This is a genomic window from Bifidobacterium sp. wkB338 (genome assembly GCF_003688325.1).
In the GTDB taxonomy this organism is placed as follows: domain Bacteria; phylum Actinomycetota; class Actinomycetes; order Actinomycetales; family Bifidobacteriaceae; genus Bombiscardovia; species Bombiscardovia polysaccharolytica.
This window is the reverse complement of record NZ_NPOR01000022.1, coordinates 68488-91114: the sequence shown is the minus strand read 5'-3', so window position 1 is coordinate 91114 and position 22627 is coordinate 68488. Positions and strand designations below refer to the sequence as shown.

The window sequence follows — 22627 nt, the reverse complement described above, 5'->3', positions numbered from 1 at the left end:
GCCTACTGGCATGGCCGGCGCGGCGGCCATGCCAGGTTCGCTGTCGGCCGTGTCGGCTGCGGCAAGGCCCCCGGCGATCAGGCTGGCAGGCAGGATGACGGCCAGCAGCAGGCTGACGGCCATAGCCGGACGGCTGTGCGTGTACGGATGCTGACGCATGATAGGCATGAACCCCTTCCATAGGAAACGCAACTGCGCTTCCTGAACTCCCCAGACCGGCTCCCCGCCGGTGGCCGGGTGCAATCCCGGCCCTGATCTGCAACAACTCTATCACGACACCAGCCATGCCCACGCACGGCTCAGCCGCAGCCTATGGGAGACGAGCCCAGGAAGGTCGGCCTTGCGCAGCAGGAGGGGTGCCGGTTCTGTTGTGCTTGCTGGACCTCATAGACAGGCGGGTGGACGGAAAGAATGGGTGGCTCCGTTGTGTTGGGGGATTGGCGGGGCCACCCTGGTTGGCCGGGCCGTCTTGGGATGCGGCCCGGCTGCTTACTCGGGTGAAGATTCTAGACGTGCAGGGCGCGGGTTTCGCGCCGGTGGCGTCCGGCCGCGATGGCGCCGGCTGCGGCCAGCAGCCCGGCGGCGAGCAGGATGATCATGCTGCCATTGCCGCCCGTCAGGGGCAGGACGCCTTCATAGGTGTAATCAAGTTGGGCTGGTGTCTGGGCGGCGCCGCCCAGGGTCCAGTCCACGACCACATCAGCCTGTCCCGGACTGTGGGCGGGCGTGGCAAAAGAGACGGATCCGTCAGAATTCTGCACCAGGCGGTCCACGGCCGTCTTGTCGAAACTGACACCAGTAATCAGCAACGAGTTGAGGGTCACCTGGGTCGGGGTGCTGATTGGAGTCGTGTCGCTTCCGGTGCCGAGCTGGCCGGATGCGTTGTCGCCCCAGGCGTAGGCATTGCCATCCTGGCCGACAGCCATGGAGTGGTTCCATCCTGCGGTGATGCGTGCTGTTGCGAGCCCGGTGCCGGCGTTGCCCTGGCCTGCAGGCGGCGACACGAGCGTGGGCGCGGGCTGATAGAAGTCGCTGCTGTTGGTGCCGAGCTGGCTGTTGATGTTCCATCCCCAGGCCCAGGCTGTGCCGCTTTGGTCGACGGCCAGGGAATGGTACGCGCCGGCGCTGATCTGCGTGACTCTGGCTTTTGTTGGTTTTCCTATCTGCGTGGGCGAGGGCCGGTTGGTTGTCGTGCCGTCGCCCAGCTGCCCGCGATAGTTGTACCCCCACGTCCAGAGGATACCGTCCTGGCTGATGGCCATGGCGTGGTTGGCTCCAGCGCTGATCTGCGTGGCTTTGAAGGTTTTGCTTGTGTCCTTGGGGTCGGGCACGCGTGCCGGGTCGGCGGCGTATATGGTGCTGTGCTCTCCCGTGGCTGTGCCGTTGCCGAGCTGCCCATAGTTGTCGTACCCCCACGTGTATACGTTGCCGTCCGCGTCCATGGCCATGACGAAGCTCCAACCGAGGCTTACCTGGTCCGCGTGCAGCCCCTGACCGGAGCCGTTGGGATCCTTGGCCAGGGCCGGCGCCAATTTGGATGTGCTGTAATCGGTGAAGTTGTTGTTTTCGCTGCCCCAGGTGTAGACGCGCCCATCCGGGCTGATGGCTGCCGAGTCGTAGGCGCCGGCGCTCACCTGGAAGGCTTTGAAGGGCTGGCCGTCCGCGCCCTTGACAGGCAGCGGCTTGGAACGCTCGGTGGTGGTGTTGTCGCCCAGCTGGCCGTGGTCGTTGGCCCCCCAGCTGTAGACGATGCCGTCGCTGCCGATGGCCAGCACGTGGTAGCCACCCGCCACAGCCTGTTTGTAGGTGAAACTGGAATCCACGCCATCGGGCAGGGGAACCCTGACCGGTGTTTTCTGCGGAGTGCTGCTGGCGCTGCCCTGGCCCAGCTGCCCGTGTTGGTTGTATCCCCAGGCGTAGGCGTTCCCGTCGCTGGCCACTCCAACGGAGAAGCCGCTCAGAGAGCCGGCGCTTATCTGGCTGAAGCGGATGCCGCGGCTGAGTTTGGGCGGGGTGATGGTTGCCTGCTGGCCGCCCATCGCGTTGCCCTTGCTCGGGCTGATCGACCAGCCGCCGGTGTCCGCAGGGCTCCAATGCGCGACCAGGGTGATGTTGCCGGTGACCGGCTGGCTGAAATCATAAGCCACTTTGGAACCGCCATTGGCGTCCTTGAGGAACCAGCCGTCGAACAGGAAGCCGTCCCTGGCCGGGTCTGTGATTGGGCGTGTGGCCTGCTGGCCTCCTGTGATTCGCTGCTGGTCCGGGACCGGATTGCCGTCGGCGCTGTCGAAGGCGACCGTGTAGGTGATGATGTACGTGTAGTCTAGGTGCGCGTCGGGCCTCCAGCCGTTCCTGCTCCAGAAGACGGTCACGTCCGTCTTGCCTCCTGCATGCGGGGGTGTGACGACGCTCCAGGTGCCGTCCTTGTTGTCGGCTAGGCTCGTACCCCGCCTATCGCCGAAGCTGACGCCGGTCGGCTTTGGTTTCTCAGGGAAGTCGACTATCCTAGGTTGGCCGTCGAAGTAGCCGCTAGCGTCGCGTCCCAGCTGCTGGTTGCCGTTCCATCCCCAGCTATAGATGTTGCCGTCCGAGCCCAGGGCCAGGGAGAAGTCCCCACCCAAAGTGCCGGGCGCGCTGGCTTGGGTGATTGTGATGCCTGCCGGCATGGCCACTTTGCGTGGCGTGCCGTCTTTCGTTGCGCTGGGGTTGCGTCCCAGCTGGCCACTGGTGTTGTCGCCCCAGCTGTAGAGGTTGCCGTCCGATCCCAGGGCCAGGGAATGCTCGCCGCCTGCGATGACCTGGGTGAATCGGCTGACACCTGTTGGCAGGTTCACTTTGCGTGGCGTGCCGTCCTCCGCCTCATTGATGCTGCGTCCCAGCTGGCCTTTCTCGTTGGTTCCCCAGCTGTAGAGGTTGCCGTCAGTTCCCAGGGCCAGGGAATGCTTGTATCCTGCGCTGATCTGGGTAAATTTTGGGACCCCTGTTGGCAGGTTCACCTTGCTCGGAGCGGCATGAGCATCAGAATCGCTAGCGCCGATGCCGAGCTGTGCGTGGTCGTTGTATCCCCAGCTGTAGAGGTTGCCGTCCGAGTCCAGGGCCAGGGAATGACTGTCTCCTGCACTGATCTGGGTGAATTTTGGGATCCCTGTTGGCAGGATCACCTTAATCGGCTGTTGATTAGGGCTCACACTGGGATTGCCGAGGCCGAGCTGCCCGTAGCTGTTGTCTCCCCAGCCGTATAAGTTGCCGTCCGATCCTATGGCCAAGGAATAGTTAAATCCGGCACTAATCTTGGTGAATTTCGTGCCGTCTGCCGGCATGATCACTTTGCCCAGCCCGCTATTGGTAGTGGTACCATTGCCAAGCTGGCCTTGGTTGTTGAATCCCCAGCTGTAGAGGTTGCCGTCCGATCCCAGGGCCAGAGTAAAGTTCATTCCTGCGCTGGTCTGGGTCAAGTGGACGCCTGTTGGCGGGGTGACGATCACTGGCCTTTTATCGGAGGCATCTCCCCACTTGTAAATGTTGCCGTCGGAGCCTATGGCCTGGGAAGCGTAGGTTCCTGTGCCGACGTGGCTAAAGCGTATGTCGGGTGTGGTGGGCGGGGTGAGGGTAATCCTGGTGCCTCCGGCTGGTGGGCCGGAAGCGGGCGAGAGGCTCCAGGAGCCGGCGCCTTTGGTCCATTTGGCGGTCAGGGTGATGTTGCCGGTGACGGGCTGGGTGAAGTCGTAGGCGGTGTTGCCGTTGAACCATCCGTCGAACAGGTAGCCGTCCCTGCTCGGGTCCTTGTCGGGCCTGGAGGCCTGTCCACCGCTGGGGACGCTCTGGGAGGGTGTGTTGGTTCTGCCGTCGGGGTCGTTGAAGGTGACGGTGTAGGCTGCGCGTGTCTGGGGCTTGCTGTCGGTGGTCTTGCTTTTGATGCCGGTGTCGCCGGGCTTCTTGGGTGCGGCCTGCGCGGTGGTGAGGGGGGATGCGGTGTCCAGGGGCGCGGGCGAGGGCAGCGGAGACTTGGGGCCGGCCGGACTGGCTGGCAGGGTTGGTGCATTGGCTGATGGGTCGGCCTGTTGGCCTGCAGCCGTCTGCTCCAGCTTGGTCGGCTCGGGCACACTGGATCCGCCGGAGGCAGTGTCAGCCGCGGCGAATCCTCCGGCGATTAGGCTGCAGGCGAGCAGCATGCTGACGACGATGGCCCGTTGGCTGTGCATGTTCGCATGCTGACGCATGACCGGCATGATCCCCTTCCCAGGAACTGTTGCCGCGTACTTGGAACTCCCCTGGTCCGGCTCCCCGATAGATGGCAGACACAATCCCCACGTATACTCAATAGGCTATCACGGTCCGTCTGCATGCTCCAGGTGCCCGTCAGCCAGGCCTGCCGGGGGCTGCTTGGCTGCACACGATATGAGGGCTATTTCAGGCTTTATTGACTTATTCTAGGGAATGGGTATAAAGAGTGGATGCAAAGAGGTGGGTGGCTCCGTTGTGTTGGGGGATTGGCGGGGCCACCCTTCGGCTGGACTAACTTGGGGTTTAGTCCGGCTGCTTACTCGGGTGAAGATTCTAGGCCTGCAGGCCGTGGGTTTCGCGCCGGTGGCGTCCGGCTGCGGCGGCGCCGGCTGTGGCGAGCAGCCCGGCGGCGAGCAGGAGGATCATGCTGCCATTGCCTCCCGTCAGGGGCAGGGTGCCTTCGTAGGTGTAGGTCAGATGCGTCTGGGCCTGGCTGACCCCGCCCAACGTCCAGTCCACGATCACATTGGCCTGCCCCGGACTGTGGACAGGGGTGGCCAGGGTGACGGAACCATCGGCATTCTGCTGCAGGGAGCCGACCGTCGCCTGGTCGAACTTGACACCGGTGATCAGCAGTTGTCCGAGCATTACTGGTACCGGCACGAGGCTTTTAGCAGCATCTACGTATTGTCCTGTGGGGATGCTGGTGTTGCCGAGCTCGCCGTACCAATTGCTTCCCCAGCTGTACGCGTTGCCGTCCTGGCCGATGGCCAGGCCATGGATGCCTCCGGCGCTGACTTTTGCGGGTGTGAATCCCCTGGCGGGGTTGTCTTGGCCAGCAGGGGGCGACATCTGCGTGGGCGTATCCTGCGTCTCGTTAGTGCTGTTGATGCCGAGCTGGCCCCAGTTGTTGATTCCCCATGCCCAGGCTGTGCCGTCCTCGTCGCCGACTATGGTTTGGTTTACGCCGGCGCTGACCCATGCTACTTTGAAGCCCTGGCTGGAGTCCTTGGGGTTCCGTACTTGCATGGGAGTTGACTGATCCTCATACCCGCCGTCGCTGAGCTGGGCGTCGGCGTCGCATCCCCATGCCCAGAGGGTGCCGTCCTGGCCGACGGCCAGGGCGTGGGAGCCTCCGGCGCTGATCTGCGTGGCTTTGAAGGCCTTGCTGGCATCCTTGGGGTCGGGCACGCGTGCCGGGTCGGCGGCATATGTATCGCTGTCGTCTCCCGTGGCTGTGCCGTTGCCGAGCTGCCCGTAGTTGTTGTATCCCCACGTGTATACGTTGCCGTCCGCGTCCAGGGCCATGATGAAGCTCCAATTGACGCTGACTTGGACCGCATGCAGTCCCTGGCCGGAGCCGTTGGGGTCCTTGGCCAGGGTCGGTGTCAGCCGGGGGCTGCTGGAGTAGTTGGCGTATATTTCGCTGCCCCAGGTGTAGACGCGCCCATCCGGGCTGACGGCTGCCGAGTCGCCGGCGCCGGCACTGATCTGGACGGCCTTGAAGGGCTGGCCGTCCGCGCCCTTGACGGGCATTGGACTGGGATGGGTATTTCTGTCCTGGCTGCCGTTGCCGAGCTGGCCCTGGTCGTTGAGCCCCCAGGCATAGACAATCTGGTCGGAGCCGATGGCCACCACGTGGGCATCGCCTGCCGCGACCTGCGTATAGGTGAAGCCGGAGGCCACGCCGTCCGGCAGGGGGACCCTGACCGGCGTGTTCTGCGTAGGCATCTTGTCCGGATCCTGGCCCAGCTGGCCGTAGTCGTTGGCGCCCCAGGCGTAGACGTTCCCGTCGCTGGCCACACCAACTGAGAATCCGCTTATTACAGTGCCGGCGCTTATCTGGCTGAAGCGGATGCCGCGGCTCAGCTTGGGCGGGGTGATGGTGGTCTGCTGGCCGCCCAGCACGTTGCCCTTGTCTGGGCTGATCGACCAGCCGCCGGTGTCCGCGGGGCTCCAATGCGCGACCAGGGTGATGTCTCCGGTGACCGGCTGGCTGAAGTCATACGCCACATCGGATTTGCCCTTGGCATCCTTGAGGAACCAGCCATCAAACAGGAAGCCGTCCCTGGACGGATCAGGATAGGGACGTGAAGCCTGATTTCCATCTGTAACCGATTGTTGATCGGGCATGCCGGAAACCGTGCAGTCGATACATCCCTTGGCGAAGTTGACCGCATGATCCGCACCGTCATATTTGTAGGACAATGTGGCATCGGTTTGCGGTCCGTTCATGCTCCATGAGATGACCACCTTTACCCATCCCGTGACATGTGCAGGAGGCTTGAGCGACCAGTAATTGCCCTGCTGGTCTGTTTGCATTGCTGAATAGCTGACAGATGCGCCATCGAACAGGGCTCTAATGAGGTTCGCAGACTCAGGGAAGATGACCCGGCTGGCCTGCATTACCTGCGTTGATGGCGTGCGGTTGTTGGTGTTGCCCAGGTTTCCGAAGTCGTTCCTTCCCCAACCGTATGCATATCCGTCGGATCCTATTACCAGGGTGGTGTTCCCGAAGCTGCTGATGGCTTGGTATTTGAAAGGCTCGCTCACATTTGCAGGATGCATGGCACGGAAAGGAGTGTCCCAATTGTAGCCTCCGGAGGGTTTCTTGCTTTCGTCGACGCCCAGCTGCCTGTCGGCATCGGATCCCCATCCGTAGACCTCGCCATCATTGCCGATGGCCAGGGAGTACTTGTATCCCGCATTGACCTGGGTGAAGCGGAAGGTGCTTGGGGCTCCGGCAGGATGGACGACCTTGCTGGGTATGGCGACGTACTCGTGGGGGCCATCTGCTTCAGAGTTGTTGTTGACCGGGTGACTGGGGTTGCCGAGTGAGGCATTGTCGTTGACTCCCCAGGCATATACTTCGCCGTTGTTGCCCAGCGCAAGGGAGTGCACGTAGCCGGCGCTGATCTGCGTATAGGAGAAGGTCGAAGCATCCACGTTGGCTGGTTTGGAGACCTTGACCGGCTTGTTGTAGCTGCCGTCGGAACTGCCGTTGCCTATCTGTCCCCAACGGGCATCGCCCCAGGCATAGGCGTTCCCGTCATTGCCAAGGGCGAGCGAACGGTAGTAGGTCACGCTGATCTGGGTGAATTTGAATGAGGACGGTACATTATCCGGCTTCAGTACTTTGACAGGCGAATAGGAATTCGTTGTATTGCCGATTCCCAATCGTCCATAGAGGCCCGCGCCCCAAGCCCAGGCGTTGCCATCACTGTCCAAGGCCATGGAATGCTGCTCCCTGGTGCATACCTGCTCGTAGTGTATGCCTCCGCTGGCGTCGAGCATTGTCGGGGTTGTCCTTCTGGTCCTGTCTCCCAGGCCAAGCTGGCCGGAGTCGTTGCGGCCCCAAGCCCAGATGTGGCCTTGGTCATCCAAGGCCAGGGAGTTGCGCATGCCCGCACTGACCTGGATGATGTGGACCGACTGTGGGAAGGCAATCAGTTGGGGCGTGTAATGGTCCTGAAGTGTGCCGTCGCCCAGCTGCCCGTAGTCGTTGCTTCCCCATCCGTAAGTGTTGCCGTCTGAGCCGATGGCCAGGGTGTGTCGGTCGCCTGTGCTGATTTGGGTGAATTTGAGGCCACGCGGTGTGGGCGGCCTGAGTTTCAATTCATTGCCGCCTTTGGATGGCCCATGCCAGGGGATGAGATTCCATGAACCTTTTTTGCTGGTCCAGTGGGCTTGCAGGGTGATGTCTTTGTTGACGGGCTGGCTGAAGTCGTAGGCGATGTCGCCGGTGAACCAGCCGTCGAACAGGTAGCCGTCCCTGGTCGGGTCGGCCGGTCTTGCGGCCCGGCTTCCGTCGTTGACGTTCTGGGTTGAGCTGGTGTGCTGGTCCTCGTCGGAGAAGGTGACGGTGTGTGTGGTTGAGGATCGTGTCAGTAGGGAGCGGCTGTCGTCGTTGGGCGTGGGTTGTGCGGACGGCGTCGGGTTTGTTGGATGTAAGGGTGATGGAGTGGCCAGTGGTGACTGGGCTGTTTTTGATATGGCGGCTGGCGTTGCCTTGCTGGAGATAGTGCCGGAATTTTGCTTAGCTACGCGAGGGGTCTGACGACCCCCCCCCCCCGGTGCCTTCTGCTATGGTCGGCGCGTTGGTGCCGGCCATAGCAGGCTCACTGGCCGTAGTGCTGGCATCGGCGCTGGTGCAGGCAAGGAGGCCTAGAGGCAGGATGACAGATAGCAGAAAACTGACGGCTGCAGCTGGTCTGATCGACATGTGCTGATGCTGACGCATATTAAGCATGATCCCCTTCCCCAAAGGCTGACGCTGCCGACCGCTGCCGGTAAGACACCCTCGGAGGCTTCCTAGACGTTTTGCGCGTCCCTATCCCTTTTTATGAGGGTGTGAACAGAAAGCCCTGCATCCTCCAACTATACTACCTGAGGATAAAATCCTCTCAGGTGGAATGTCGAGGGAACATCGCCAAACAGGACTTCTGATGCAGTGGCCCGCTGAATTGGTCGGCAGTTCCGGATCAGGCAGGCCAACCGGCGATCAGGGCGTGCAGGCCCTTGCGGTAGCTGGTCTCCATAAGGGCATAGATTCCGTCGTCCGTAGAATCAAACAGCGTCTTTAGATCATCGAATCCTTGGGCATCCTCGGCCAGCTTTTTTGCCAGTTCCGTATTGGTCTGGCCACCCGCACCGCCGACCGGGGGAGAGGCCTGGGCGATGGCGCTGCCCAAGGTCAGTCCGGCCAGGCTATTGAGTAGGTGGATGGTGTCTGAATCGACCTTGAGCCCATGGGCGGTCAGCTGGTTCAACCAGGTGCTGACCATGTGGAAGGACTGGTCGGTGTTGATGGGATGCGTGGCCATGAGAGGGAGGGCCCGGGGATGCGAAAGCAGCGTCCGGTGAACCTGGAGCATGACCTCTTCCAGCGCTTGCCGCCATCCCATGCCCTGGGGTATGGAGTCGAGGTCGGTGGCTGACTGCCAGATGAGCTCGACGATCCCATCAAGCAGGGCGGCCTTGCTGGGCACATGGCGGTAGATGGCTGGCCCGGACACCCCCATCTGCTTGCCCAGGGCGCGGATATTCAAGGCGTCCAGTCCGTGCTCATCGACGAAATATAGGGCAGAGCGCAAAATGTAGTCTCGGTTGAGCGTCGTCTTGACTGGTGCCTTGGGTGGGTCAGCCATGCTTACTCACTCCTTCCGCTGTACTCCTCTCTTGAATAGTACCGTTGCCAGGAGAGCCAGGGCGAGCAGGAAGGCCAGCAGGATACGCAGGTCAGGCCATACATCCGCCATTCCGGCATGGTCGAAATTGATTTTTCCCACGGCATCCATGGCCCAGTAGACGGGACTGCCCTTGGCCAGCTTCTGTGCCCAGTCGGGGAATCCGGAGACAGGGCTGAGGGCTCCGCCCATGCCAGCCAGGAGCATGCCAAGAATGTTGTTGAAGGACATGGCCATGTTCTGGGAGGACGAGAAGATGTAGAGCAGCAGGCCGAAGAGGGTCAGCACAATCGAAATGACCAGGCAGACCGCGGCCAGGGCCAGGACTGATCCATTGGGCCGATAGTGGTAGAGCGCCGTCCCGATCAGCATGACTAGAGAGACCTGGACCACCTGCACCATGAAGGACACGCTCAGTTTGGCCATGACCAGGTCGAAGAGGGAGACCGCCGACACCCGCATTCTGTCCCAGGTGTGCCATTCGTGCTCCTGGAAGAAAAGTTGGAGGACCAGCTGCAGGGAGAACATGGAGAAAAGGATGGCGAACCCCGGAAGCGCCTGCTCGGATCCGTTCGCACCCAGATGCCCCTGGGCTCGCAGTGAGTCCCGGTAGGAGGGCAGCATGAAAGGGATGATGATCAGGGGAATGGCCACGATGACCGCTTGCAGCCAGATGCTTCGAAGCTCGATTTTGAAATTCAGGCGGAACGCTGCCAGATATCCGTTGAAATGCATGGCGCTCACCTGTCTTCCCATGCCCGTGACCCGGCCGGGTCGCTTGAGGATGTACCCATGACGGTCATGTAGGCCGACTCGATGTCAGGCTGGACGATGGTGATTGATGCCAGACGGGCATTTTTCATGACCGGCTCCTGCAAGAGGCGGGCCAGCTCCTGCTCTGGACTGGACACCGGGTGATCGGGCTCCAGGAAGCCGTCTGCCGTCCGCCATCCCGGGACCTGGCCTGGGGCAGGGCCGACGAATGAGATACGCAGGGATGCCCGGGCATATTTATGGAGTACCTCCTGCAGGGGGCCCCGGACCTGGATCCGCCCGTCGATCAGGAAGGCCAGGTCCGCGCCCATCTCTTCCAATTCTTTGAGGTAGTGGGTGGTGTAGATGATGGTGGTGCCCTGTCGGCTCATGGCCTTGACCATGTCCAGTATTCTGGCGCGGGCTTCCACATCCGCCCCAACCGTCGGCTCGTCCAGGAAGAGCACCGGGGGATTGTGGACCATGGCCATGGCGGTGTGAAGGCGACGTTTCTGCCCTCCCGATAGATTCTCGGCTGCTGTTCCTGACTGGGAACCCAGCCCCATGAGCTCTATCAGCTCGTCGGCCCTTCTGCTGCCCTGCTTGGTGTTCAGCCCTTGCAGGCCGGCCATGCCACGTAGGTTGTCTCGGACACTGAGATGGGGATAGATGCCCAGGTCCTGGGGCGCGAGTCCGATGACCCGGCCGAAAATGCGTGAAGAGGTTCGATAAGGGTTGTGTCCCTCGACTGTGATGTGGCCCGAGTCCGGCTTACCCAGCCCGGTCAAGGCCGAGATCAGGGTTGATTTGCCTGCTCCGTTCCGACCCAGCAGACCCAGGATGCTTCCGCGTCTGACCTGAAGATCCACACCCTTGAGCACCTGCCTGCTCCCGAATGATTTGCGCACCTGTTGACAGGACAGGGCGTATTCCCCTGAATTGGTTCTTGCAGGATGCAAGGTATACCTCCTGATGATTGTTGCTGATTAACAATGTAAACTATAATAACATCGTTAACAATTAATCCCGCATCATTGTGTTTGCAACATCGGCTCTTGGTGGTGATTAGGAATATGAAACCGAGTAGGGATTTCATCCTTTAATGAGGATCTGTGCATTCTCTCGCGCAGTATGATCCAACAATGTTGATTTATCTGCAGTAATTACCAGCGGCATTTATCTGCAAAGTGTTTCTGATCTCTGTCGGGGCGATCTCGGCGCGCTCGCAGACACTTTGTTAATAGACGTTAGGGAGAGTGTGTTTTTCCTCATTATTGCAGTGAGTACTATGATTTTCGTTAGCAGTGTTGGGAATCCGATAACTACTCTTCGACGAAGAACTGATAGGGGATCTATGTCTACGGGTACCGGCTTGTTGGGTGCCATTGACACCGTGTTCTTCGCAGTCACCGCCTACTTCTATAGGTACTGGAAGCTGGTAGCAAGCTGTTCGATAATCGGATCTTGCCTGAACGCAAATACAATTACCGGCCTATGTTGTTCGATTAATCCTCGCGCACGAATCAGAAGCTGAGTTTCTTGAGGTTTTGATGGTGGTCGGGTCTTTTATGGTCCTGATCGTCCTTGTCTTGCTGAAACGTTTGAAGATTTGGACCCCGGTTGTCAAGGGATCTGCCCTAGACAGCCGTGCGGTCTTTGTTCTGCGGACGGTGGGGGACTTTCAATGTAGCGGGCTGTTGTCCAAGTGTGGGCCAGACACTCTTTCTGCTCACCGGGGCACGATTTTGTGCACTCCACTCTGCCTTGGGTTCGCTGTCGTTCTGGTCCTGCACTGAGGGCTTACAATTTTGCGAACACCAGTCTTTAGGATCCGGTTGAGGTAATGACAGTAGCGGTCTCTGGTCGAAGACTATTTTTGTAAGTGTTTATGAGGGAAAGCTCTCAACTTTGCAAAACTTCACTGAATGATATCCGTACGGATAATAGTCCTAAAAAGGACTCGATGATTTGACGAACTCGTCAAGGCTCTTTTATTGCTTATCTATAACTGGGCAGGAGAAAACAGCGAGCTAGGGGCGGGATGAAAGAGGTGGGTGGCTCCGTTGTGGTGTTGGGGATTGGCGGGGCCACCCTGGTCGGCCGGGCCGTCTTGGGGTACGGCCCGGCTTGCTTACTCGGGTGAAGATTCTAGACGTGCAGGATGCGGGCTTCCCGTCGGTGGCGTCCGGCTGCTGCTGCTCCGGCTGCGGCGAGCAGCCCGGCGGCGAGCAGGAGGATCATGGTGCCGTTGCCGCCCGTCAGGGGCAGGACGCCTTCGTAGGTGTAGGCCAGGTGTGCTGGTTCCTGTTTGGTGCCGCCCAGGGTCCAGTCCACGATGACATCGGCCTGCCCCGGATTGTGGGCGGGGGTGGCCAGGGTGACGGACCCGTCAGGGTTCTGCACCAGGGGGTCCACGGCCGTCTTGTCGAATTTGACGCCGTTGATCAGCAGTGCCGGGTTGAAGGCGACCAGGGTCGGGGTGCGGCTCTGTGCTGCGCTTCCGTTGCCGAGCTGGCCGTAATAGTTGTCGCCCCAGGCGTAGGCGTTGCCGTCCCGGCCGATGGCCAGGGAATGGTATTGCGCCGCGCTGACGCGCGTGGCCTGCAGGGATGCGCTGGCGCCGGCGGACGGGTCGGGGCTTCGCACTGTTGTGGGTGTCTGCAGCGGGTAGACGCTGCCGTTGCCTAATTGGCCGTAGGCGTTGTATCCCCATGCCCAGGTGTTGCCGGAGCTGTCGACGGCCAGGGAGTAAATGACTCCTGTGCTGATGCCGACGGCGGTGAAACTGCCTCTTCCACCCGGGTTCTTGACCGGTTCGGGGGCGGGCTGGTCGTAGGTGGAGCCGTTGCCGAGCTGGCCGGAGTTGTTGTGCCCCCAGCTCAGGACGGTCCCGTTCCTGTCGATGGCGAGGCCATGGTCCGTGCCTGCGCTGATCTGCGTGGCCTGCAGCCCTTTGCCTGGGTCATTGGGGCTGTTCGGGTCGCGCACCCTGGCGGGTGTGGCCGTGTAGGCGCTGCTGGTGCTGTTGTTGCCGAGCTGGCCGTAGTTGTTGTATCCCCAGGCGTATACGTTGCCGTCCTCGTCCAGGGCCATGACGAAGCTCCAGCCCAGGCTGACCCGCACCGCCTGCAGCCCCTGGCCGGATCCGTCGGGGGCGGCTGCCGGGGTCGGCGTCTTCCGCGGCTGGGTGAAGCTGGGGTTGAAGTTGCCGTCGCGGCTGTTGCCCTCGCTGCCCCAGGTGTAGACATGCCCGTCCGGGCTGATGGCCGCCGAGTCGTAGGCGCCGGCGCTGATCTGGACGGCCTTGAACGGCTGGCCATCTGCACCCTTGACGGGCAGCGGCCTGGAACGCTCGACGGTGGTGCCGTCGCCCAGCTGCCCGTGGTCGTTGGCGCCCCAGCTGTAGACGATGCCGTCGCTCCCGACGGCCAGCACGTGGAAGCCTCCCGCCACGGCCTGCGTGTAGGTGAACCCGGAATCCACGCCGTCCGGCAAGGGGATTTTAACCGGCTTGTTCTGCTTGGTTGTGTTGCCGATGCCCAGCTGCCCGTGCTGGTTGCTGCCCCAGGCGTAGGCGTTCCCGTCGCTGGCCACGCCAACGGAGAAGCCCGCCGCATCACTCATCTGGTAGCCGCCGGCGCTGACCTGGCTGAAGCGGACGCCTCTATTGGCCTTGGGCGGGATGATGGTCGCCCGCTGGCCGCCCAGCACGTTGCCCTTGCCCGGGCTGATCGACCAGCCGGAATCTTTCTCAGGGCTCCAATGCGCGACCAGGGTCATGTCCGCGGTGACCGGCTGGCTGAAATCGTACGCCACATCGGATTTGCCATTGGCGTCCTTGAGGAACCAACCATCAAACAGACAGCCGTCCGCCTTCAGATCGGGGTACGGGCGCATCGCCTGCCGGCCCTCAGTAACGGACTGGTTTTGGGGCATGTCGGAAGACGTTGGACAGGAGTTGTCTTGGTTGCTGAAGGAGACAGTGTATTTTGGTCCGTCGTATCGATAGGTCAAATGCACATCCGGCTGCGACGCCCCATTTATGGTCCATTGGACAGTCACGTCCGCCTTCCCCTTTGCATGCGGCGGGGCAGTGGCGCTCCAAGTGTTGTCATTCGTGTTCTTCGACAGGTCTTTAATAGCGGTTCCGTCGAACTTAATGCCAGTGAGGTCGGGTGTGCCGAGGGTCGACACTACTCCGCGTTCTTTATCGCCGGCGGCGCCGTGCCCTAGCTCGCCGTAATAGTTAAAGCCCCAGGTATACAGGTAGCCGTCTGAGCCGAGTCCCATGGTATAGCCATTGTTTATGCTGGCCTGCTTCCAGGTGAAGTCATTTTGGTTACTGTCTGGCTTGGTCACAATTCCTGGGCCGCTTACTGGTGTAGCGTGTCCAAGCTCGCCGTCTCCGTCTGTTCCCCAGCTGTAGAGGTTGCCGTCTGAGCCGAGCCCCACAGAGTGGTAGTCAGTCGTCATGCAGTCAATGTAGTTGATGTTGGCAGGTTTATAGACAGCTGCCGGACGATTGGCGGCATTGAGGCTCAGGTCGCGTCCCAGCATGACTTCTTGAAGATCCGAACCCCAGGTATAGATGTTTCCATCCGAGCCAAGGGCCATGGAATTGTAATGGGCTGATCCCGTCTGGAGCCATGTGAAGTCGCTGGGAACACCTGCGGGCTTGTCAATCTTGCCAGGAATAGGATTCTTTCTTGTATTAGTGGTGTCGCGGCCCAGTTGATCGAAGTCGTTGTTTCCCCAGCTGTAGAGGTTGCCGTCTGAACCGATTGCAATCGTATCGTAGAACCCTCCGTTAGCCTGAACCCAGGAGAAATCGGATGATGTATTTGCAGGTTTGTCGACCTTAGCCGGTTCTTTGACTTGCTGAGTTTCCCCATCATGACCCAGTTGTCCATACTCGTTCCACCCCCAGCTGTAGAGATTTCCAAGGGAATCAAAAGCCATAGCGTGGTTTGCTGTTGCTTTGATGCGGGTGAATTTGATGGTGTCTTGCTTGTCTACAGGCCTCGGTGTTTGGTCACCGCCGAAGAGATTGTAAACACCGTCGCGTCCAAGCTCATATAAGTCGTTGTCTCCCCAACTATAGAGAATGCCATCAGAACCGAGAGCCAGGGCAAAAGTGTTTCCTGCGCTGACCTGAACCCATGTGAAGTCGGATGGTACGTTTGCGGGTCTGTCGACCTTGCCGGGTGTGGGGTTTGGATCGTATAGGCTACTGCTGGCTGTTCGACCAAGCTGGCCTTTCTGGTTGGAACCCCAGCTGTAGATGTTGCCGTCTGATCCCAATGCCACAGCAAAGTTATTTCCTGCGCTGATCTGACTGAACCGAATATTGGGTATGACGGGCGGGGTAAGAGTGACCTTGGTGTTGCCGCTCGCGGGTCCATGGACGGGATCGAGGCTCCACGTGCTGGAGCCTTGTATCCAGTGGGCTGTCAGGGTGATATCGCTGGTGACCGGCTGACTGAAGTCATAGGCGACGGGTGTGTCTCCTATGAGCCATCCGTCGAACACATAGCCGATTCTTGAGGGATTTGCGGGTCGCTTTACACGGTTTCCGTCCGTGATCTTTTGTTCTGTGCTGGTTTGCTGTTCAGGGTCGTTGAAAGTGACGGTATGTTGAGCGGATGACCGTGGTTGTGATTGATCAACGCTTTTATTAGGTGCTGGGATGGTGGGTGACGGCAGCTGCGCTGTATTTAGCGGGGAGGTTGTTGTTAGGGGCGATGGTGTAGAGAGGGGTGAAGTTGGAGACGTTGCTTTACTGGGGGAAATACCGGAATTTTGCTTAGCTACGCGAGGGGTCTGACGACCCCCCCCCCCCGGTGCCGCCTGTTGTGGCAGGCGCGCTCGCGCCGGCCACAACAGGTTCGCTAGTAGCCGTGTCGGCCGCAGCGAGACCGCCGGCGATCAGACTTGTCGGCAGGATGACGGCGATCAGAAGGCTGGCGGTTATAACCGGACGGCTATGCGTGTTCGTATGCTGACGCATGTTAAGCATGATCCCCTTCCCCAGGACCTGCGGCTTCATGCCCGGAACTCCCCAGTCCGGATCCCCTGCCGCACGCCGGGCTCAATCCCGGCCTTATCTGCAATAACTTTATCACTCCGGCGGACTTATTTATGCAGACCTTGTCAGGGCCTAGGAGAAGCGAGCTATAAGTCTGTATCAGGCATCATCCTGATTGTTCGTTATCGCTGCAGATGGGGTTGGCGTGGGAGTGGGATTCTAATGAAGTGAGGTGGGTGGCTCCGTTGTGTTGGGGGATTGGCGGGGCCACCCTGGTTTGGCCGGGCCGTCTTGGGGTACGGCCCGGCTTGCTTACTCGGGTGAAGATTCTAGACGTGCAGGATGCGGGCTTCCCGTCGGTGGCGTCCGGCTGCGGCGGCGCCGGCTGCGGCGAGCAGCCCGGCGGCGAGCAGGAGGATCATGGTCCCATCGCCGCCCGTCAGTGGCAGGACGCCTTCGTAGGTGTAGGCCAGGCGCGCCTGGGTCTGGCCGGCGCCGCCCAGGGTCCAGTCCACGATCACGTCGGCCAGTCCCGGACTGTGGGCGGGGGTGACCAGGGTGACGGACCCGTCAGGGTTCTGTTGCAGGGTGCCGACCACTGTCTGGTCGAACTTGACACCGGTGATCAGCAGCTTGGGGTTGAAGGCGGCCAGGGCCGGGGTGCGGCTCTGTGTCGTGTCGTTTCCGGTGCCGAGCTGGTCGTACTGGTTGTCGCCCCAACTGTACGTGTTGCCGTCCTGGCCGACGGCCAGGGAGTGGTTTCGTCCTGCGCTGATTCGTGCGGATGCGAGCCCGGTGCCGGCGCTGCCCTGGCCCGCGGGCGGCGACACGCGTATGGGCGCGGGTTGGTCGCTGGTGGTGTTGTCGCCGAGCTGGCCGTCGCTGTTCCATCCCCATGCCCAGGCTGCGCCGTTCCGGTCGATGGCCAGGGAGTGGTGCACGCCGGCGCTGACCCATGCGGCCTCGAATGCTTGGCCTGGGTTTGCGGGATCCTGGATCTGTTTGGGTCTGGGCCTGCTGGTTGTCGACCCGTCGCCCAGCTGCCCGCGGTCGTTGTACCCCCATGCCCAGGCGGTGCCGTCCTGGCCGATGGCCAGGGCGTGGTTGGCTCCGGCGCTGACCTGCGTGGCTTTGAAGGTCTTGCTCGTGTCCTTGGGGTCGGGCACGCGTGCCGGGTCGGCGGCGTACGTGGTGCTGTATACCCCCGTGGCTGTGCCGTTGCCGAACTGCCCGTAGTTGTTGTATCCCCAGGTGTAGAGGCTGCCATCCGTGTCCATGGCCATGACGAAGCTCCAGCCCAGGCTGACCTGGGCCGCGTGCAGCCCCTGGCTGGAGCCGTTGGGGTCCTTGGCCAGGGTCGGGGTCGGTTTGGGTGTGCTGTATGCGGTGAAGTTGTTGTTTTCACTGCCCCAGGTGTAGACGCGCCCATCCGGGCTGATGGCCGCCGAGTCGAAGGCGCCGGCGCTCACCTGGACGGCCTTGAAGGGCTGGCCGTCCGCACCCTTGACTGGCAGCGGCTTGGTACGGTTTGCGTCCACATTGCCGTTGCCGAGCTGCCCGTGCTCGTTGGCCCCCCAGGCGTAGACGATGCCGTCGCTGCCGACGGCCAGCACATGGTAGCCGCCCGCCACGGCCTGCTTGTAGGTGAACCCGGAGGCCACGCCAGCCGGCAGGGGAACCCTGACCGGCGTCTTCTGCGGAGTGCTGCCGGCGGTGCCCTGGCCCAGCTGGCCATGCTGGTTGCTGCCCCAGGCGTAGGCGTTCCCGTCACTGGCCACGCCCACGGAGAAGCCTTGGAAATCCCCGGCCTGGAAGCCGCCGGCGCTGACCTGGCTGAAACGGATGCCGCGGCTCAGTCTGGGCGGGGTGATGGTCGCCCGCTGGCCGCCCAGCACGTTGCCCTTGTCTGGGCTGATCGACCAGCCGCCGGTGCTGGTAGGGCTCCAATGGGCGACCAGGGTGATGTCCGCGGTGACCGGCTGGCTGAAATCATAAGCCACCTTGGAATCCCCTTTGGCGTCCTTGAGGAACCAGCCATCAAACAGGAAACCGGCCGCCTTGGGATCAGGATACGGACGCTTCGCCCGACTGCATTCGTATACATATTGGTTGGAGGGTATGCCAGAGACGGGTGCATTCACGCTACCTTGGGCGAAAGTGACTGTATATGGGCCATCGTAAGTGTACGAGAGGCGTGCGTCTGGTCGTATTCCGTTCAAGCTCCAGGCAATGACTGCGTCCACCTTTCCCTTTGCATGCTGGGGTGTGGTGACGCTCCAGGTGCCGTCGGCGTTGGCCGTCAGGTTCGTTCCCACTGTCCCACCGAAGTCGACGGAGCTGGGAGTGGCCGTGTCAGGGAAGGATGCGGGCTTTGGTGTTCGGGCACCTGTTGATGTGCCGACATTGTCGGTGAGCCCTAGTTGGCCATACTGGTTGTTACCCCAACTGTAAAGGTTGCCGTCAGAGCCTACGGTCAAAAGATAATCGTCTCCAGCGCTGACCTGTGTGAAGGTGATTTGGCTGGGAGCGCCTGAGATAGGCGTCTTTCCGTACTTTCCCCAACCGTAGAGCTTGCCATCGGATCCCAGTGCCAGCGTGGTTCCTCTTCCTACGCCAGCTTGTGTGAAGCTGACTCCGCTCACGGTGAGCTTGTCTGGATTGACGTAGAAGGCGGTGGATCCGGTAGCGCCTCGTCCTATCTGTCCATTGTCGTTCCAGCCCCAGGTGTACAGGCTGCCATCAGCGGTGAGAGCAAGGGAGGAGTCGCTTTTTGCGCTGATCTGGGTAATAGTGAGGGTATCGGGTACTTGGACTTTTACAGGTGTAGTGCTCCAGTAGGAGCTTGAGTCGCCGTTGCCCAATTGCCCATGGTTATTGCTGCCCCAGCTGTAGATTTTGCCATCTGAGCCTATCGCCAAGGCATGATCGTACCCTGCGCTGACCCTACTCCATGGGCCTGTTGCTGTTGACGGATTCTTGATGGGGCCAGGTTTGATATGGGTCTGCGAGTCCCGGCTACCGTTTCCCAGCTGCCCTAGTTGGTTGTATCCCCAGCTGTACAAAATGCCGTTGGAACCGATTGCCATAGAAGATCTGCCCCCTGCGCTGGCCTGCGACCAGGTAAAGGACCCTGTGGTTCCTGCGGGCTTTGTTACCAGGCCTGGCTGGGCGTCCTTTGTGGCTGATCCAATACTGCGGCCCAGCTGACCGTATTGGTTGATGCCCCAGCTGTAGAGGTTACCGTCCGAGCCTATGGCCAGAGAATGGTCATATCCTGCGCTGGCCTGCACCCAGGTAAAGTTGTCTGATACTCCCGCGGGTTTGGCGACCAGGCCCGGCTTGGCATCATATGTAGCCGATCCAATGTTGCGTCCTAGTTGCCCATTCTGGTTACTGCCCCAGCTGTAGAGGTTGCCATCTGAGCCTATGGCCAGAGAGTGGCTGTTGCCGGCGCTGATTTGGCCGAATCGGAGGCCTTGGGCCGCAGGCGGCGTAATGGTGATTTTGGTATTGCCGGTTTCAGGCCCGTGATCAGGGCTGATGCTCCAGGTGCCAGCACCCTTGGTCCACTTGGCGGTGAGGGTGAGATTGTCGGTGACCGGCTGGTTGAAGTCATAAGCGACGGAGGTATTGCCGATGAACCATCCGTCGAAAAGGTAGCCGTCCTTGGTCGGGTCGGCCGGCCGTATTGCGCGCTCGCCGTCTGTGATTGTCTGGGTTGTATTGGTGCCTTGGGGATTGCTGAAAGTAACGGTGTATTGGGTGTTTGAGCGCGTTTGTGGGAGATTATGGGCTGTGTTGCCTATGTTGCGGGTGTTCTCTGGCGTGGAATGCAGAGGAGAAGAAGTGGCTAGCGGGGAATATGTGCTTAGCGGAGATGGTGAAGCTAGTGGAGATTCAGGTGTTGTCGGTGTGCTGAGCGATGTTGCCTTGCTGGAGGAAATGCCGGAATTTTGCTTAGCTACGCGAGGGGTTTGACGACCCCCCCCCCCCGGTGCCTTCTAGTGCGGCTGGCGCGGTAGTGTCGGCCGCACTAGGTTCGTTTGCAGCAGTGTCAGCTGTGGCAAAACTGCCTGCGATAAGGCTTGCGGGCAGGATTATGGCGAGCAGAATACTGACGGCCATAGCTGGTCTACCTATTGTGTGCGAATGCTGACGCATGCTAATTACGATCCCCTTCCCCCAGGAACAGCGGCCAAGCTATCGGATACCCCCATCTTTCAGGCCAGCCGTAGGCCAGGTACAATCCCGACAATCTGAAACAACTTTATCATACCTGGCCTTGTAACACTCAGGCTATAGCTGCACTGTGGCTTCTTAACGACGATATTCGGGCCGTAAAGGTTGTTGAATATCGGGTTTCGTTGCTTACTGTTCCACGACTTCAGAGGTTCCAGACGGCAGGCAGAGTGGGACGCACGTCTGCTGTTTTATACGTAGCTGCTTTCGGTAAACTTCCTGCAGCTCGATTGCATCGCTGGTCTGGCCTCTATAAGTTTCGGATATGCGGGTCGAGCAACGCAATTAATTTGGTCCCACTCGGTTGGTTGCAAGAGAGCTTGTGTGGGTTGCCTTGCGCGATCTCGATTTGTGCGAATGGGAAGAAATTCTTTCCGTCACCTGCTGGGTAATTTATGTCAGAAGAAGAACGCTGCATGGCTTGCCCGTTCACCTTGCATTGCGCGGCATCAGTCCGCTTGAGGTCGGCTCGCTGTGCCAGTACATACAGGGTTCCCGATTTGTTTGCAGAGATGGTTTTGACACTGCCGTCACCAGAAACGTTGTACTTTGTCAACGATGAAAGATAATTGGAGACCTGTTTTACTGATGGCTCTGACCTATTCGATCCCTGGCAACCCGAGAACAGGGCCACACTCATCAATACTGCTACGAGGGCAATTATTTGTTTTTTCCAGATAGCCCCAGCTGTTCTTGCTTTGCTGCGGAATTGGGCTGGCAATGCCGTGAGCCGTCCCACGCGTACCCGGGAATCCCGCTCATGCGCCTCTGCAGGATCAAAGTCTGTCTGTCCAAAAGCCTTTGTCTCCTTCATCAGTTCTCCTTACGCAGGTGGTGGAGGGTTCACAACATTGTTAATTAGATTGATTTAAGTTTCATAACTCAGAAGAGCGGTTATTAGCTGAGGCAAGTATATCTCTTTCTCCAAGTATACAAAATACTTGCCGACTCAATATTTGCCGACTCGTATCATTCGCGGTCGAATGCTGGCCATATTTACCTGGTTAGCCGCCACTCTTCCTTCCTGTTAATCGGGTTAACATCACGAGCGATCCCCACTGTCAGCAGGCCCGAAGTCACAGCGGGTGCTCTCAGGGCAGCTGGTCCATATGCCCGCTGTAGTCATGGTTGACCGGGTTGGTGTTCCAGGGGTAGGGCAGTGCGGTCTGCGGGTATATGTCCGCCAGCAGGTCGTAGCCGGTCGGGTCGTATTCGCGTAGCTCGTTCCTGGTGTTGAGTGGGCCCCGGACGCCGTCCCAGTTGTCGTCGGCGCTCTCAGCCATGACGTTGAACCACATGGAGGTCAGGGTAGCGAAGTACTCCTCGATGTTGCCCATCAAGTAGGTGTGGGGCCAGAGACCCGTCTCCTGTGCATGGCTGTAGGCGGCTTGGATTCGGTGAGCCAGGCTCTGATCCTCAAGGCGGTTGATGCCCAGAAGGTGGATGGCGTGGCCGAATTCATGGGCCAGTATGGACTCATTGGGGTAGCGGGTCTGGTGTACGCCCTCGGTGATGCGTTCGATGTTGGCGGCGGAGATGGAAGTGATCGGGTCGCCGATCATGCCTCCATAGCCTTCCACCGGCCGATCCATGATCTGGGCACCGCCGCGATGCTCGGGTATGTCATAGACGTCCTCGTGCAGCCCATAGATGGCGACCCTGGCGCCCTCGGCGATCATGGTCTTGGCTACCTGCGGCGATGCGGACAGCATGGTGTCGATCAGTTCGGCCGCCAGCAGCCGGGTGTGGTGCTTGACGTCGTCCGACGATTCGATGGGGATGCCACAGCGGCAGTTGGTGAACTGGGTGTACTGATAGTGCCAGTTGTTGACCACGATCTCGACCTCCGGGTCGGCATGCTGGCCTTGTCGGTTGACGATGGCCGCGTCCGCACGTATGGTCAGGCGTCCCAGGACAGTGAAATCCAAGGGTTCCCTGGTGATCAGCGTGGACCGTTTTTTGATGGGTTCATAGACGTTGAGCAGGTTCCACTCCACGTCGGTCCTCTCCATCAGTGGCAGAGGATGCTCGTCCAGGGAAAGGCGGAAATGCCGGGGATCGGCGGCTCCTTTCACCTCCTGATCCCAGTAGAGTTCGATGCGTCGAGAATCGATCATCTGGCTGAAAATCACCCGGGGTGGATTGGTATGAGGCATTGGGGATCTCCCTTCATTGCGGAATCACCTTGTTGTTTTCATCC

Annotated in this window: 11 protein-coding genes and 2 pseudogenes; all 13 read right to left on the bottom strand. The window is 60.3% G+C overall.

Annotated elements, in window-relative coordinates:
• Positions 1 to 506 precede the first annotated feature (506 nt).
• The 13 genes and pseudogenes from CI603_RS05000 to CI603_RS04945 all read right to left on the bottom strand — a co-directional run bounded on the left by CI603_RS05000 (position 507) and on the right by CI603_RS04945 (position 22583).
• Positions 507 to 4220, bottom strand: a complete 3714-nt coding sequence (locus CI603_RS05000; RefSeq protein WP_183122252.1) for an InlB B-repeat-containing protein — start codon at positions 4218 to 4220, stop codon at positions 507 to 509.
• A gap of 337 nt (positions 4221 to 4557) precedes the next feature.
• Positions 4558 to 7839 (bottom strand): InlB B-repeat-containing protein, encoded by a 3282-nt coding sequence (locus CI603_RS04995; protein ID WP_121913279.1) that lies wholly within the window; start codon positions 7837 to 7839, stop codon positions 4558 to 4560.
• Between the two features lie 66 nt (positions 7840 to 7905).
• A pseudogene (locus CI603_RS09270) lies at positions 7906 to 8112 on the bottom strand (InlB B-repeat-containing protein); the annotation flags it as partial.
• A 148-nt stretch (positions 8113 to 8260) separates the two neighbouring features.
• On the bottom strand, positions 8261 to 8464 hold the full coding sequence (locus CI603_RS08950; protein WP_147438285.1) for a hypothetical protein: 204 nt from the start codon (positions 8462 to 8464) through the stop codon (positions 8261 to 8263).
• A gap of 241 nt (positions 8465 to 8705) precedes the next feature.
• Positions 8706 to 9371 (bottom strand): TetR/AcrR family transcriptional regulator, encoded by a 666-nt coding sequence (locus tag CI603_RS04985; RefSeq protein WP_121913278.1) that lies wholly within the window; start codon positions 9369 to 9371, stop codon positions 8706 to 8708.
• Between the two features lie 6 nt (positions 9372 to 9377).
• Positions 9378 to 10145, bottom strand: a complete 768-nt coding sequence (locus CI603_RS04980) for an ABC transporter permease (RefSeq protein ID WP_183122251.1) — start codon at positions 10143 to 10145, stop codon at positions 9378 to 9380.
• 5 nt (positions 10146 to 10150) lie between these two features.
• Positions 10151 to 11122, bottom strand: a complete 972-nt coding sequence (locus CI603_RS04975; protein WP_183122250.1) for an ABC transporter ATP-binding protein — start codon at positions 11120 to 11122, stop codon at positions 10151 to 10153.
• 1189 nt (positions 11123 to 12311) lie between these two features.
• Positions 12312 to 16043 carry an InlB B-repeat-containing protein gene (locus tag CI603_RS04965; protein ID WP_121913274.1) on the bottom strand — a complete coding sequence of 1244 codons (3732 nt, stop codon included), beginning with the start codon at positions 16041 to 16043 and terminating at the stop codon, positions 12312 to 12314.
• A complete protein-coding gene (locus CI603_RS09015; RefSeq protein ID WP_183122254.1) occupies positions 15967 to 16170 on the bottom strand; it encodes a hypothetical protein in 204 nt (67 codons plus the stop codon). The genes CI603_RS04965 and CI603_RS09015 overlap by 77 nt, the downstream gene beginning before the upstream one ends.
• Before the next feature lie 347 nt (positions 16171 to 16517).
• Positions 16518 to 19274, bottom strand: a complete 2757-nt coding sequence (locus tag CI603_RS04960; RefSeq protein ID WP_147438284.1) for an InlB B-repeat-containing protein — start codon at positions 19272 to 19274, stop codon at positions 16518 to 16520.
• Positions 19275 to 19277: 3 nt separating this feature from the next.
• Positions 19278 to 19994, bottom strand: a pseudogene (locus CI603_RS09265) (InlB B-repeat-containing protein); the annotation flags it as partial.
• Between the two features lie 683 nt (positions 19995 to 20677).
• Positions 20678 to 21241 (bottom strand): hypothetical protein, encoded by a 564-nt coding sequence (locus CI603_RS04950; protein ID WP_121913272.1) that lies wholly within the window; start codon positions 21239 to 21241, stop codon positions 20678 to 20680.
• A gap of 277 nt (positions 21242 to 21518) precedes the next feature.
• Entirely contained in the window at positions 21519 to 22583 is a 1065-nt protein-coding gene (locus CI603_RS04945) for a hypothetical protein (RefSeq protein WP_121913271.1), read from the bottom strand.
• Between the last annotated feature and the right edge of the window lie 44 nt (positions 22584 to 22627).

Excerpts from the sequence above, each read along its gene's own strand:
- CI603_RS08950 (WP_147438285.1), bottom strand. The coding sequence starts at position 8,464 with ATGCGTCAGCATCAGCACATGTCGATCAGACCAGCTGCAGCCGTCAGT.
- CI603_RS09015 (WP_183122254.1), bottom strand. The coding sequence starts at position 16,170 with ATGCGTCAGCATACGAACACGCATAGCCGTCCGGTTATAACCGCCAGC.
- CI603_RS04980 (WP_183122251.1), bottom strand. The coding sequence starts at position 10,145 with ATGCATTTCAACGGATATCTGGCAGCGTTCCGCCTGAATTTCAAAATC.
- CI603_RS05000 (WP_183122252.1), bottom strand. The coding sequence starts at position 4,220 with ATGCGTCAGCATGCGAACATGCACAGCCAACGGGCCATCGTCGTCAGC.
- CI603_RS04985 (WP_121913278.1), bottom strand. The coding sequence starts at position 9,371 with ATGGCTGACCCACCCAAGGCACCAGTCAAGACGACGCTCAACCGAGAC.
- CI603_RS04950 (WP_121913272.1), bottom strand. The coding sequence starts at position 21,241 with ATGAAGGAGACAAAGGCTTTTGGACAGACAGACTTTGATCCTGCAGAG.
- CI603_RS04945 (WP_121913271.1), bottom strand. The coding sequence starts at position 22,583 with ATGCCTCATACCAATCCACCCCGGGTGATTTTCAGCCAGATGATCGAT.
- CI603_RS04960 (WP_147438284.1), bottom strand. The coding sequence starts at position 19,274 with ATGGCAATCGGTTCCAACGGCATTTTGTACAGCTGGGGATACAACCAA.